The sequence below is a fragment of the Neorhizobium descurainiae genome (genome assembly GCF_051400715.1).
Classification (GTDB): Bacteria; Pseudomonadota; Alphaproteobacteria; order Rhizobiales; family Rhizobiaceae; genus Neorhizobium.
Genome location: NZ_JBLFFK010000006.1, coordinates 20,258 through 33,528 on the forward strand (window position 1 = coordinate 20,258; position 13,271 = coordinate 33,528).

Genomic DNA, 13,271 nt, shown 5'->3' on the forward strand with positions numbered 1-13,271 from the left:
GGCCGTCCCTGCACCAGCCTACCTCTTCTTGAACGGCGCCATGCCGAGCCGGGCGAGTTCATCGGCCCGCTCGTTTTCCGGATGGCCGGCATGGCCCTTGATCCAGTGCAGCGTCACCTTGTGCTTGTTGCGCGCCTCCTCAAGCTGCTGCCAGAGTTCGGCATTCTTGACCGGCTTCTTGTCGGATGTCTTCCAGCCGTTTCTCTTCCAGCCGAAAATCCACTTGGAAATGCCGTCCTTCACATAGGCGCTGTCGGTATAGAGATCGACCTCGCAAGGCGTCTTCAAGGCATTCAAAGCCTGGATGGCCGCCATCAGTTCCATGCGGTTGTTGGTCGTTTCGGCCTCGCCGCCGAACATTTCCTTCTCCACCTCGCCATAGCGCAGGATGGCGCCCCAGCCGCCGGGGCCGGGATTGCCGGAGCAGGCGCCGTCCGTGAAAATTTCCACCTGCTTCATGCCGTGAGCCCGTATTCGGCGGCCGACGAAATCTGCCGGTGGAAGCGCAGCTTCTTCAGGTATTCGAGCGGATCCTTCTTGACCACCAGCGCGCCCGCCGGCGTCGTCAGCCAGTCGTAGAGCCGGGTCAGGAAGAAACGCAGTGCCGAACCGCGCGAGAGCACCGGAAGTGCGGCGATCTCCCTGTCCGAGAGCGGCCGGACGCTGCCGTAACCTTCCAGCATCGCCATGCCCTTGGTGAGGTTGTAGGCGCCGTCCTTCTCGAAGCACCAGGCGTTCAGGCAGATGGAGACGTCGTAGGCCAGCAGGTCGTTGCAGGCGAAGTAGAAGTCGATCAAACCGGAAAGCTCTTCGCCCAGGAAGAAGACATTGTCCTGGAAGAGGTCGGCATGGATGACGCCGGCCGGCAGGTCCTTCGGCCAGTGGGCGGCAAGAAAGTCCAGCTCGGAGGAAATCTCTTCCTGCAGGCCCTTTTCGACCTCGTCGGCGCGATCGGCGGATTTCGCCCAAAGGGTTTTCCAGCCTTCGAGCGACAGCGCGTTCGGGCGGGTGAGCTCAAATCCCTCGCCGGCAAGATGCATCTCAGCCAGCGCCCTGCCCACCTCGCGGCAGTGCTTCGCCTCCGGCTTCCGCAGCCACATGCCTTCGAGGAAGGAGATCAGCGCCGCCGGGCGGCCGGAAAGCTCGCCGAGCAACTGGCCGTCCCGGCGCGGCAGAGGCAGCGGGCAGGACAGGCCACGGGCGGCAAGGTGCTGCATCAGGCCGAGGAAAAACGGCAGGTCGGCTTTCTCCACGCGCTTTTCGTAGAGCGTCAGGATCAATGGATCGCGCGTCGTGTGCAGCAGGAAATTCGAATTCTCGACGCCCTCGGCAATGCCCTTATAGGAGGTCAGTTCACCGACATCGTATTCGGTCAGGAAACGCTTCAGGTCGTCTTCGGTGATGTCGGTATAAACGGCCAAGATGGTCTCACAGTCCGTGGGTGGGCAGAATCATTCGAGAGGAATTGTACCCCCCTCTGCCCTGCCGGGCATCTCCCCCACAAGGGGGGCTAACGCATATGGGGGTGTTCGGCAGTGCGTGGAGCCCCACAAGGGGGAGGGTTAAGGATGCCGCACCGCTGACATTCCATATGCGATAGCCCTGCCCCTCGACAAAGGCTCGGGAGGGCAGAGGAGAGCGTTCCGGCGGCGCCTTCACGCTCTCACCCCGTTGACCCACGCCATATCCTCCACCGTGAGCGGCACACCGCGCAGCTCGCGGTTGACGAGGAAATTCTCGGTCTCCTCGGCGGTGATGGCGAGCTCGATCTCCGCGTCGAAGCGCGCCTTGAAAGCCGCGATGATCTCGTCGACGATGACTTCGGGAGCGGAAGCCCCGGCAGAGAGGCCGAGCGTGCGGATGTCGCCGATTTCGTTCCAGTCCAGCTCGGACGCGCGTTGCACCAGCAGCGAGCTCTTGGCGCCGGCGCGCAGGGCCACCTCGACCAGCCGCTTGGAATTCGACGAGTTCGGCGCTCCGACGACGATGAAGAGATCGCAGCCGGGCGCCGCTTCCTTCACCGCCTCCTGGCGGTTGGTGGTGGCGTAGCAGATGCTGTCGGCAGCGGGCGCCGAAAGGTTCGGGAAGCGCTCCGTCAGCCGCGCGATCACGCCAGCCGTGTCATCGACCGAGAGCGTCGTCTGGGTGACGTAGCCGAGATTGTCCGGATCGGTCGGAGCGTATTCGTCCGCGTCCTCGATCGTCTCGATCAGCGATACGGTGCCGGGGGGAAGCTGGCCCATCGTGCCGATCACTTCCGGATGGCCGGCATGGCCGATGAGGACGACATGGCGGCCGAGCCGCTGGTGGCGCATGGCCTGCTTGTGGACCTTGGAGACCAGCGGGCAGGTCGCGTCGAGATAGAAGAGGTTGCGGGCCTGGGCATCCTCCGGAACCGACTTCGGAACGCCGTGGGCGGAAAAGACGACCGGCTGCTCCCGGTGCTCGGCGGGAATCTCGTCGAGTTCCTCGACGAAGATCGCCCCCTTGGCCTCCAGCCCCTCGACCACATAGCGGTTGTGGACGATCTCGTGGCGGACATAGACCGGCGCGCCATAGGCCTTCAACGCCAGCACGACGATCTGGATCGCCCGATCGACGCCGGCGCAGAACCCGCGCGGGCCGCAGAGGCGGATCGTCAGAGGGGGTTTTTTCACCTGAATGTTCATTCCGGTCCCATGGTCGTTGCTCGCGCTCCATATAGGCGAGCCGATCCGACCGCGCCAAGGAAAATGTTGCTCATTGTCCGGGAGAAGCGGGACGCCCGCGCCGCAGCCAGGCGCCCACGGCCACCGCGGCCAGCGCCGCGGCCAGCCCGTACCAGGTGACCGCGTATTGCAGATGGCTGTTCGGCAGGTCGAACTGCGTCACGCCTCCCTTTGGCCAGCCGCCGGGATTGGTCACCGACGCATCGGCATCCACGAAGAACGGCACGACCTTCGAAGCATCGAGCCCGGCGGCCGAGACCATGGCGTCGATATCCTTCCAGTAGAAGATGTTCTTGACGAGATCGTTATCCGGCACGAGGAAGGACGGCTTTTCGCCAAGCCGCGCGCGGGCATAGCCGGTGACGGTCTGCTCCCCCGGCACGTCTCCCGCCGCGCGGGCCGCCGGGTCCTTCATCTCGTAAGGCACGAAACCGCGATTGACGAAGACGATGCGGCCATCGCCAAGCCTCATCGGCGTATAGACATAGAAGCCCGTCCGCCCCTCGAAGGTGGCGAAGAAATGCCGCTCCTTGGAATGATCGAAGGCGCCGCTCACCGAGACCCGCCGGTATTCGATGTCGCCGCCGGATTTTGCGATCGCCTCTATCTCGGAAAGAGCAACAGGCGCTGCCGCCCGGCGTTCGGCGATATCGGCAAGCAGCCCCTCCTTCCAATGCAGCCGCTGAACCTGCCAGGTGCCGAGCGACAGAAGAACGGCCAGCGCCGCCAGCACCGCGAGAGCGGTCGCGACCGTCCGGCCCCTGTCGCGGGCGGCCTCCGGCCAGGTCTTCGTCCGGATGTCCATCGATCAAACCAATTCGATACGAAGAGTTCTTCCGACCGCCGCCGCCGCGCGGCGAAGGGTCAGCAGGGTCACCGACGGATAATGCGGATCGAGAAGCCGATCGAGTTGCTGACGGCTGGAATGCATGCGTTCCGCCATCGCCTTCTTCGTCAGTCCTTTTTCCATCATCGCAGCGCGAACCTGATCAGCGATCACCTGCTTGAGTGCGATCGCCTCCGTCTCTTCCAGCAGCCCATCTGCCTCGAGGAAATCGTCAAAGCTTTCGCTACGGTCGATATAGCCTTTCGGTTCGGTCATGGTTCTATCTCTCGTTTTCGTTTCAGGGCGAGCTCGATTTCCTGATTTGGCGTCTTCTGTGTTTTCTTCTCGAAACCATGGAGAAGGATCATCTCTCCTGCGTGGATGAAGAAGATCACTCTTGCAATGCGGCCACTGGCGAGATCACTTCGGACCTCCCACAGCCCATGTCCAAGCGAGCGGCAATAAGGCATTCCGATGGGCCAGCCGAACTCCACACGCTGAATGTCGATCCCGATCTGACGCCGATCTTCACGCGAAAGCTCCATCAGCCAATCGCGGACGGGCTTTCGACCGCCTGCCGTAGCGTAGAATCGCCCAACGATTTTCTTCAGCTCTTCGCCCATCCGATCTTCATGTAACAAATTTGGTACATTTTCGCAAAAGAAAAAGGGCGGCTTTCGCCGCCCTTCCCGAATTCCTGCTTCCCGGATCAATGGGCGAGCGGCGCGCCCCAGCCACCCCAGATATAGACGGCGAAGAAGAGGAAGAGCCAGACCACGTCGACGAAGTGCCAGTACCAGGCGGCAGCCTCGAAGCCGAAATGCTTGGCGGGCGTGAAGCCGCCGTTGATGGCGCGCAGCAGGCAGACCGCCAGGAAGATCGTGCCGACCAGGACGTGGAAACCGTGGAAGCCGGTCGCCATGAAGAAGGTCGCGCCGTAGATCGAGTTTGCGAATTCGAACGGCGCATGGATGTATTCGTAAGCCTGCACGCAGGAGAACAGGATGCCGAGGGCAACCGTCAGCGCCAGGCCGGTGATGAGGCCCTTGCGGTCGTCGTGCAGCAGCGCATGGTGCGCCCAGGTGACGCAGGTGCCGGACAAGAGAAGGATGACGGTGTTGTAGAGCGGCAGATGCCACGGATCGAGAACCTCGACACCCTTCGGCGGCCATTGGCCACCCAGGAATTCGGTGCGGGTCGCCTGGATCGCCTCGTTGGCGTAAAGGCTCGCATCGAAGAAGGCCCAGAACCAGGCGACGAAGAACATCACTTCCGAAGCGATGAACATGATCATGCCGTAGCGCAGATGCAGCGACACGACGCGGGTATGGGCGCCGGCGCGGCCCTCCTTGATCGTGTCCGACCACCAGCCGATCATCGTGTAGATGATGATCGCAAGACCGATGTAGAAGAGCCACGGGGTGGCAAGGTTGATGCCGAACATGCTGAACGCGCTGCCATGCAGATAGCGCATGTAGCCGACGCCGCCGAAGGTGATGACGAACGCGCCAAGCGAAGCCAGGATCGGCCACGGGCTCGGATCGATGATGTGGTAGTCGTGATTTTTCTGATGCGCATCGGCCATGTCAGAATCCCCGGATGAATGCCTGCTCCGCCGGAACCCGGCGAACCCTCTTAAAGTTTCCCTGCCTCTGTCTTCCCGCCTTCCGGCAGAGCGGCGACCGGTTTCCCCGGCTCGCTCGGATAGAAGGTGTAGGACAGCGTGATCGTCTTGATGTTCTTGGTCTCGGCCGCCTTGGCAATCTCCGGGTCCACGAAGAACACCACCGGCATGCTGACCGACTGGCCGGGCTCAAGCGTCTGCTCGGTGAAGCAGAAGCATTCGACCTTGTTGAAATAGGCGCCCGCCTCCATCGGCGTCACGTTGAAGACCGCCGTTCCCGTCGTCGCTTCCGGCGAACGGTTGGTCGCCGTATATTCGACCTGCAGCGTCTCGCCGATCTTCGGATTGACGGCCTTGGCCGGCTTGAACTCCCAGTTCAGGCCCGGCGAGATATTCGCGTCGAACGTGACCTGGATGGTCTTGTCCAGAATGGTGTCGGAATACTGCTCGACGCGCTGCGTCGTGCCGTTATAGCCGGTGACCTGGCAGAACAGGCGGTAGAGCGGTACGGAAGCATAGGCCGCGCCGACCATGCCGGCGACGAAAACGGCGCAGCCGGCGAAGATCGCGCTGTTGCTGACCCGCTTTACCTGCCCGTTTTGGACCTCCGTCATCGCTCCGCTCCTAGTTCCCGAGACCGCCGATTTTCACCAGCGTCATGATGTAGAAAAGAACCACCAGGCCGGCGAGGACCAGACCAAGCGCGATATTGCGGTTGCGGCGCGACTTTCTCTGCGCCTCGCTGAGCTTGACGGTTTCGATCACAGCACACCTCCAAGGAGGTTCGGCAGCCCCTCGAAGAGCCGGTCCGCGAGAAGCGCCGAGAAGATCGCGAAGAGATAGAAGACCGAGTAGGCAAACATCTTCTTCGCCGGAACCATCCTTTCGTCGCCGTCGGGCATGCGCCGGACGGCGATGGAACAGATGACGAAGATCGCGCCGAGGATGGCGGCGAAGAGGCCGTAACCGAGGCCGACCAGACCAGTCAGCATGGGTGCTACGGCGGTCACCGCCGTCAGAACCGCATAGACGACGATCTGGGTCTTGGTAGAGGCTTCACCTGCCACATTCGGCATCATGGGCACGCCGACCGCGCCGTAATCGCGCATCTTGAAGAGCGCCAACGCCCAGAAATGCGCCGGCGTCCACAGGAAGATGATCATGAAGAGCAGGATGCTGTCGAGCGAAACGCCACCCGTGACACAGGCCCAGCCGATCATCGGCGGGAAGGCGCCGGACGCGCCGCCGATGACGATGTTCTGGGGCGTCGAGCGCTTCAGCCACATCGTGTAGACGACGACATAGAAGAAAATGGTGAAGGCGAGCAGTCCGGCCGCGAACCAGTTGACCGCGAGACCGAGGATGACCACCGAAAAGACCGAGAGCGTCAGGCCGAAGGCCAGTGCTTCCTTCGGCAGGATGCGGCCGGCCGGGATGGGGCGCCTGGCGGTGCGGCTCATGACTGCGTCGATATCGGCGTCATACCACATGTTGAGCGCGCCGGACGCGCCTGCGCCCACCGCGATGCAGAGGATGGATATCACGCCGAGCACCGGATTGATTTCTCCGGGCGCGAGCATGAGGCCGGCAAACGCGGTGAAGACGACGAGGGACATCACCCGCGGCTTCAGGAGCTCGAAGAAATCGCGCGCGCTGGCTTCCGAGAGGCGGGTGCCTCCATCGGTGCCAAGTGCGTCGTGATTGCCGATAACCGTCATTGAACCGTCCTGTCTGCTCTTTCAGGGCACCGCGGATGCCGCGATGCCCTCTGTCGATATCGTCCGCCGCTTAGCGGATGCGCGGCAACTGCTCCCACTGGTGGTAGGGCGGCGGCGAGGAAAGCTGCCATTCCAGCGTGCTCGCACCCTCGCCCCACGGATTGTCGCCGGCGACGCGCTTCTTGGCGAAGGCTTCCCAGACGCCGAAGAGGAAGATCAGCACGCCGACGAAGGAGATGTAGGAGCCGATCGACGAAACGTAGTTCCAGCCGGCGAATGCATCCGGATAGTCGATGTAACGGCGCGGCATGCCGGCAAGGCCGAGGAAGTGCTGCGGGAAGAACACCAGGTTGACGCCGATGAACATGACCCAGAAGTGCAGCTTGCCGACGAACTCGCTGTACATGTAGCCGAACATCTTCGGAAACCAGTAGTACCAGGCCGCGAAGATGGCGAAGACCGCGCCGAGCGACAGAACGTAGTGGAAGTGGGCCACGACGTAATAGGTGTCATGCAGCGAGCGGTCGAGGCCGGCATTGGCGAGCTGGACGCCCGTGACGCCACCGACGGTGAACAGGAAGATGAAGCCGATCGCCCAGACCATCGGGGTCGAGAAGGTCAGCGAGCCGCCCCACATCGTTGCGATCCAGGAGAAGATCTTGATGCCGGTCGGAACCGCGATCACCATCGTCGCGAAGACGAAGTAACGCTGCGCATCGAGCGACAGGCCGACCGTGTACATGTGGTGGGCCCAGACGATGAAGCCGACGGCGCCGATGGCGACCATGGCATAGGCCATGCCGAGGTAACCGAAGACGGGCTTCTTCGAGAAGGTCGAGACGATGTGGCTGATGATGCCGAAGCCGGGCAGGATCAGGATGTAGACTTCCGGGTGGCCGAAGAACCAGAACAGGTGCTGGTAGAGGATCGGGTCGCCGCCGCCTTCCGGCGCGAAGAAGGTCGTGCCGAAGTTGCGGTCGGTCAGAAGCATGGTGATGGCGCCCGCGAGCACCGGCAGCGAGAGGAGCAGCAGGAAAGCGGTGACCAGAACGGCCCAGGCAAAGAGCGGCATCTTGTGCAGCGTCATGCCGGGAGCGCGCATGTTGAGGATGGTGGTGATGAAGTTGATCGCCCCGAGGATCGAGGAGGCGCCGGCGACGTGCAGCGAGAAGATCGCCAGGTCGACGGCGGGACCGGGATGCCCCATGGTCGCGAGCGGCGGATACATGGTCCAGCCACCGCCAACGCCGTAAGCACCCGCCGGACCTTCGAAGAACATCGACAGGATCAGCAGGAGGAAGGCCGGGACGAGCAACCAGAAGGAGATGTTGTTGAGACGCGGGAAAGCCATGTCCGGCGCGCCGATCATGATCGGCACCATCCAGTTGGCGAAACCGCCGATCATCGCCGGCATGACCATGAAGAAGATCATGATCAGCGCGTGACCGGTGGTGAACACGTTGAACATGTGCTTGCCGCCGTCGATCGCGGCATCACCTTCGAAACCGTAGACCATCGAGGCCAGGCCGTGGAAGATCTGGATGCCCGGCTCCTGCAGCTCCATGCGCATGGCCACCGACAGAAGACCGCCGATGATGCCCGCGATGATCGCGAAGATCAGGTAGAGCGTGCCGATGTCCTTGTGGTTCGTCGAGAAGAACCAGCGGGCTGCGAAGCCCGGCGTATGGGAATGATCGTGATGATCGTCGTGAGCATGCGCATCGTGAGAGGTGCGGGCATGAGCGTGATCGTCGTGAGCGGAATGTCCAGCCATTGTCCTCACTCCTCTTTATTACTTGGATTCGTTTGCCGCGACGGCAAGGTTGCCCGCCGGCTTGTCGACCGCGGCCATCAGGGCCTTATTGGCGCCCGGCAGGTCGGTCGCGGCCTGTGCGAGCCAAGCATTGTACTTGTCTTCGGAGACGACGCGGATGGCGATCGGCATGTAAGCGTGATCCTTGCCGCAGAGCTCGGAGCACTGGCCGTAATAAAGGCCCTCGTTCTCGGCCTTGAACCAGGTCTCGTTGAGACGACCCGGCACGGCGTCGATCTTGAGGCCGAAGGCCGGCATCGCGAAGGCATGGATGACGTCCGAGGGAGCCGCGGTCACCAGCAGGCGGACCGTTTTGTTGACCGGAACGACCATCTCGTTGTCGACGGCGAGCAGGCGCGGATAAGCGGCGACATCGGTCTTGCCGGCGGCTGCGCGATCGGGTTCCTTCAGCATGAAGCTGTCGAAAGCGACCGGAGCGGGAGTTCCCTCATACTCGTAGTTCCACTGCCACTGGGTGGCGGTGGCCTTGAGCGTCATGTCCGATTCCGGAATTTCGAGCTGTGCATTCAGGAGGTTGAAGGAGGGTATGGCGAGGAAGAAGAGGATGAGAACCGGGCCGAGGGTCCAGATGATCTCGATCGCCGTGTTGTGGCTGGTGCGCGACGGCACCGGATTGGCGCTGGCGCGGAACTTCACGGCGACGACGACCAGCAGAGCCAGGACGAGCAGCGTGACCGGCACGACGAACACCAGGGTATAATGGTTGAACCAGCGAATCTGGTGCATGATCGGCGTGGCGGGCGCCTGAAAGTCAAGCTGCCAAGGATGCGGCTGATCCGCATAACCGGCAGAAGCAAAGAGCAGACAGATGAGCGCCATCATCACTGCATAAGCTCTGTTCATCACTACAATTCTCCCCATGCGTCTGATCTCGATCAAACCGAACGCAGAATCCAAGCTATATGGTCTGCTTCAATCACAGTTTGCCTGCCGCCGCAATATCTGGCGGGAAAAGCCCGTGCGGCATTTTTGCGCCTCGCGGAAATGCCTGGAATCGGGCCGGAATGGCGGGTGCCGCGTAGCGGAATTTCAGAATTTGTCCCACATTTTTTGAGGTCTTCGGTATTTCGGGCCACACCATTATAACCTCTCATGTTCGCAAAACGGCTATTTCCCCTCCAGAGCATGCATGAGATGCCCTGCCGGATTCGGAGTCCCATTTTCGCCGTACTCGGCTGGAAAGTGGGCGGGGCTTTTCATTTCGCCCGGCGAACGACAAGAATAGCCGCACTGATTCGTCTTCCAGAGGTCTCCATGGGTCGTCCCTCCCTGATCCGCGCCAGCCTTGCCGTGATGCTCGCGGCGGCCCTGTCGCTCCCGGCGTTCGCGCAGCAGCCCGCTCCGCGTCCGACGCCACAGCCGGCGCAGGGCTCGGCTCAGCAACCGAGCGGCACACCCGGGGTACCGGCCCAGCAACCGTCTCCCCAGCCGCCCAAGCCACCGGGCAACGTCCGCGAGAACCACGGCGCGTGGTCGATCATCTGCGACCGCCCCGCCGGCGCTTCGACCGAGCAATGCGCGCTGATGCAGAACGTGATCGCCGAAGACCGTCCGGAGGTCGGCCTTTCCGTCGTCATCCTGAAGACGGCCGACCGCAAGGCGAAGATCCTGCGCATCCTGGCGCCGCTCGGCGTGCTCCTGAAGGACGGCATGGAACTCTATGTCGACAACAACAATATCGGCCGCGCCTATTTCACCCGCTGCTTTTCCGAGGGCTGCTACGTGGAAGTCGAGATCGATGACGAGCTGATGCGCATCCTGCGCGCCGGCAAGGCCGCCGTCTTCGCGCTGCGTGAATCCGCCGACCAGGACAGGGTGGGGATTCCGATCGAGCTGACCGGCTTCGGCGAAGGCTACGACGCCCTTCCCTGAACGGCGTATAAACAAAGAGAACATCGGCGCTGGTACGACGGCTCATGGAATTGCAGGGCAGCCATCATTTCCCCGTCCGTTTCGACGACGAGGTCGTCAGCGATGCGGTGCGTGCCTTCGTCATTCAGCGCACGGTGCGCGAACAGAGAATGAAATGGGGCGCCGCCGTGCTGATGGTGGCGGCCTGCCTCGCCCTCATCATCCAGGGCAATCTCACGCTCGCCGTCCTGGCGATCGTCGTCGCCTGCTTTCCGGCACTGTTCAGCGCCATCGTCTGGCGCGCCCATTCCGCCAACGCATTCAGCCGCTACAGGCGCATGGCCGACCGCCGCGCGGATGTGACCGTCGATGCGGAAGGTTTCGGCATCGCCTCCGATCTCGGCAGCGGAAACCTCACCTGGCAGAACGTCACCGAAATCTGGGAACGGCCGCTTTCCTTCATGCTCTTCAGCGGCTCGAACGCGTTCAACATCCTGCCGCGCCAGACCATGCCGGCGGAGGTCCAGGCCTTTTTGAGCTCACGGTCGGTTCGAAGATAGGCTTGCTTCGCCCCCTCCCCGGACCTACATCGGTCGGGTGAGAGCCCGCGTCTTTTGCCGCAGCGCCCAAAGGAGCATTCCATGAATACCGACCTTCTCAACCTTTTCGACTGCGACGAAACGAAGCTGCGCTCGATCCTTTCCGAGGCTCTTTCCGGCGCCGACGACGGCGAACTTTTCTTGGAGCATGCCCAGGCGGAATCGCTGACCTTCGACAACGGAAGGCTGAAGGGCGGCTCGTTCAACACCGACCAGGGTTTCGGCCTGCGGGCGGTCGCCGGCGAGGCGGTCGGTTACGCGCATGCGGGCGAGCTCTCCGCCGCCGCGCTTTCCCGCGCCTCCGACGCGGTGCGCGCCGTCACCGCCGGCTATTCCGGCTCCTATGCGGCAGCGCCGCAGCGCACCAACAAGAAATATTACGGCGACGAGAACCCGATCGGATCCCCGAGCTTCGAAGAAAAGGTCAAGCTGCTCACCGACATCGACGCCTATCTGCGCAGCAAGGACGACAAGGTGCGGCAGGTGACCGCCACGGTTTCCGCAAGCTGGCAGGTGGTCGACATCCTGCGCGCCGACGGTCATCGCGTGCAGGACATAAGGCCGATGACGCGCATCAACATCTCCGTCGTCGTCGGCGACGGCGACCGGCAGGAGTCGGGCTCCTTCGGCACCGGCGGCCGCATCGGCTTCGGCGATTTCGTGACGGAAGGCAACTGGCAGACAGGCGCCGACGAGGCGCTCCGCCAGGCGCTCGTCAACCTGACCGCGATCGAAGCGCCGGCCGGGACGATGGACGTCGTGCTCGGCTCCGGCTGGCCGGGCGTGATGCTGCACGAAGCGGTCGGCCACGGGCTCGAAGGCGACTTCAACCGCAAGAAGACCTCGGCGTTCGCGGGTCTGCTGGGCGAAATGGTGGCGGCGCCCGGCGTGACGGTCGTCGACGACGGCACGATCGACAGCCGCCGCGGCTCGATCACCGTCGACGACGAGGGCACGCCCTCCGGCTACAACGTGCTGATCGAGAACGGCAGGCTCGTCGGCTATATGCAGGACCGCCAGAACGCCCGGCTGATGGGTGTTTCGCCGACCGGCAACGGCCGCCGTCAGGGTTATGCCTATACGCCCATGCCGCGCATGACCAATACCTACATGCTCGGCGGGACCAAGACGCCGGAAGAGATCATCGCCTCGGTGAAGAAGGGCATCTATGCCGTCTCCTTCGGCGGCGGCCAGGTGGACATCACGTCCGGCAAGTTCGTGTTCGGCTGCACCGAGGCCTATATGATCGAGAACGGCAGGATCGGTCCGGCGATCAAGGGCGCCATGCTGATCGGCAACGGCCCGGATGCCATGAAACGCGTCTCCATGGTCGGCAACGACATGAAACTCGACACCGGCATCGGCAATTGCGGCAAGGCCGGCCAATGGGTGCCCGTCGGCGTCGGCCAGCCGCATTTAAGGATGGACCAGGTGACGGTGGGCGGCACGAGGGCGTAGAACGCCATTCCATCGTGGGGCAAAACCCTTGCGGCTTCACCCCCCTCTGCCCTGCCGGGCATCTCCCCCTCAAGGGGGGAGATCGGATAGCAGCAATGCCCCGCCAGCTCCGAAGCCGATCGACTGCCGCCAAGATTGCTTCGGTTGAGATTGAAACAAGCCCGTGCGTCTTGCCGATCTCCCCCGTTGAGGGGGAGATGCCCGGCAGGGCAGAGGGGGGTGAAGCCATACAGCCGCCTGACCCTCAATCTCCCGCCAGCCTGAACAACCATTTCCGTTCGATCGCAGCCGCAAGATCGATCCCGTTGCTGCGGGCGAAAAGCAGGACATGGCCAAGCAGATCGGCGGTCTCGTCGGCGAGATCACGCGCAAGCTCCTCCTCGCTCCGCCCCTTCTTCCGGCCGCGGCCGGTCTTGCGGTTCCAGGCCTGGGTGAGCTCTCCCATCTCCTCCTGAAGTTTCAGGAGAAACCAGTCGGGGTCGCGGGCGATGCCGTGGTTATCTGCATAGGCGGCGGATGCGGCCTCGAACCGGCCGGCCAATCTTTCCAGCATGTCGTTCTCCTTTTGTTTCCACAGGAAACGATGATTCCCAGGCTGCTGTCCAGAGCGTTTGCTTGACAGCGCAGCCCAAATCCCGCCAGGTGCGGGCCAT

Annotated in this window: 17 protein-coding genes; 3 read left to right on the plus strand and 14 right to left on the minus strand. The window is 62.8% G+C overall.

What is annotated here, in order from left to right; all coding sequences use genetic code 11:
* Window positions 1-18 precede the first annotated feature (18 nt).
* The 13 genes from rnhA to ACMGE0_RS12795 all read right to left on the minus strand — a co-directional run bounded on the left by rnhA (window position 19) and on the right by ACMGE0_RS12795 (window position 9,791).
* Window positions 19-459, minus strand: a complete 441-nt coding sequence (gene rnhA, locus ACMGE0_RS12735; RefSeq protein WP_436816227.1) for a ribonuclease HI — start codon at window positions 457-459, stop codon at window positions 19-21.
* Window positions 456-1,421, minus strand: coding sequence for a homoserine kinase (locus ACMGE0_RS12740; protein WP_436816228.1), 966 nt, complete (start codon window positions 1,419-1,421; stop codon window positions 456-458). The genes rnhA and ACMGE0_RS12740 overlap by 4 nt, the downstream gene beginning before the upstream one ends.
* Window positions 1,422-1,655: 234 nt before the next feature.
* A complete protein-coding gene (ispH, locus tag ACMGE0_RS12745) occupies window positions 1,656-2,669 on the minus strand; it encodes a 4-hydroxy-3-methylbut-2-enyl diphosphate reductase (protein ID WP_436816229.1) in 1,014 nt (337 codons plus the stop codon).
* A gap of 70 nt (window positions 2,670-2,739) precedes the next feature.
* Complete coding sequence (locus tag ACMGE0_RS12750; RefSeq protein ID WP_436816230.1) at window positions 2,740-3,513, minus strand: SURF1 family protein; 774 nt, start codon at window positions 3,511-3,513, stop codon at window positions 2,740-2,742.
* A gap of 3 nt (window positions 3,514-3,516) precedes the next feature.
* Window positions 3,517-3,810 carry a Fis family transcriptional regulator gene (locus tag ACMGE0_RS12755; RefSeq protein WP_436816231.1) on the minus strand — a complete coding sequence of 98 codons (294 nt, stop codon included), beginning with the start codon at window positions 3,808-3,810 and terminating at the stop codon, window positions 3,517-3,519.
* Window positions 3,807-4,157 carry a type II toxin-antitoxin system RelE/ParE family toxin gene (locus ACMGE0_RS12760; RefSeq protein ID WP_436816232.1) on the minus strand — a complete coding sequence of 117 codons (351 nt, stop codon included), beginning with the start codon at window positions 4,155-4,157 and terminating at the stop codon, window positions 3,807-3,809. Before ACMGE0_RS12760 ends, ACMGE0_RS12755 begins: the two co-directional genes overlap by 4 nt.
* Window positions 4,158-4,243: 86 nt before the next feature.
* The gene (locus tag ACMGE0_RS12765) at window positions 4,244-5,119 is read right to left on the minus strand and encodes a cytochrome c oxidase subunit 3 (protein ID WP_436816233.1); all 876 of its coding nucleotides are present in this window, start codon (window positions 5,117-5,119) and stop codon (window positions 4,244-4,246) included.
* Window positions 5,120-5,169: 50 nt separating this feature from the next.
* Window positions 5,170-5,772, minus strand: a complete 603-nt coding sequence (locus ACMGE0_RS12770) for a cytochrome c oxidase assembly protein (RefSeq protein WP_436816234.1) — start codon at window positions 5,770-5,772, stop codon at window positions 5,170-5,172.
* Between the two features lie 10 nt (window positions 5,773-5,782).
* Window positions 5,783-5,920: a cytochrome c oxidase system small membrane protein gene (locus tag ACMGE0_RS12775; RefSeq protein ID WP_143531670.1), complete on the minus strand. Its 138-nt coding sequence runs from the start codon at window positions 5,918-5,920 to the stop codon at window positions 5,783-5,785.
* Window positions 5,920-6,876 carry a heme o synthase gene (locus ACMGE0_RS12780; RefSeq protein ID WP_436816235.1) on the minus strand — a complete coding sequence of 319 codons (957 nt, stop codon included), beginning with the start codon at window positions 6,874-6,876 and terminating at the stop codon, window positions 5,920-5,922. Before ACMGE0_RS12780 ends, ACMGE0_RS12775 begins: the two co-directional genes overlap by 1 nt.
* A gap of 70 nt (window positions 6,877-6,946) precedes the next feature.
* Window positions 6,947-8,650, minus strand: coding sequence for a cytochrome c oxidase subunit I (gene ctaD, locus ACMGE0_RS12785; protein WP_436816236.1), 1,704 nt, complete (start codon window positions 8,648-8,650; stop codon window positions 6,947-6,949).
* Between the two features lie 18 nt (window positions 8,651-8,668).
* A complete protein-coding gene (coxB, locus tag ACMGE0_RS12790) occupies window positions 8,669-9,553 on the minus strand; it encodes a cytochrome c oxidase subunit II (RefSeq protein ID WP_436816237.1) in 885 nt (294 codons plus the stop codon).
* A gap of 73 nt (window positions 9,554-9,626) precedes the next feature.
* Entirely contained in the window at window positions 9,627-9,791 is a 165-nt protein-coding gene (locus ACMGE0_RS12795; RefSeq protein WP_436816238.1) for a hypothetical protein, read from the minus strand.
* 173 nt (window positions 9,792-9,964) lie between these two features.
* On the opposite strand from ACMGE0_RS12795, the gene ACMGE0_RS12800 reads away from it, so the two are divergent.
* The 3 genes from ACMGE0_RS12800 (at window position 9,965) to tldD (ending at window position 12,618) form a co-directional block, all read left to right on the plus strand.
* Entirely contained in the window at window positions 9,965-10,582 is a 618-nt protein-coding gene (locus tag ACMGE0_RS12800; RefSeq protein WP_436816239.1) for an invasion associated locus B family protein, read from the plus strand.
* A gap of 44 nt (window positions 10,583-10,626) precedes the next feature.
* Window positions 10,627-11,121 carry a YcxB family protein gene (locus ACMGE0_RS12805; protein ID WP_436816240.1) on the plus strand — a complete coding sequence of 165 codons (495 nt, stop codon included), beginning with the start codon at window positions 10,627-10,629 and terminating at the stop codon, window positions 11,119-11,121.
* A gap of 81 nt (window positions 11,122-11,202) precedes the next feature.
* Complete coding sequence (tldD, locus tag ACMGE0_RS12810; RefSeq protein ID WP_436816241.1) at window positions 11,203-12,618, plus strand: metalloprotease TldD; 1,416 nt, start codon at window positions 11,203-11,205, stop codon at window positions 12,616-12,618.
* A 244-nt stretch (window positions 12,619-12,862) separates the two neighbouring features.
* Here the strand turns inward: tldD and ACMGE0_RS12815 are convergent, their stop codons facing one another.
* Entirely contained in the window at window positions 12,863-13,171 is a 309-nt protein-coding gene (locus ACMGE0_RS12815; RefSeq protein ID WP_436816242.1) for a pyrophosphohydrolase domain-containing protein, read from the minus strand.
* Window positions 13,172-13,271: the final 100 nt, after the last annotated feature.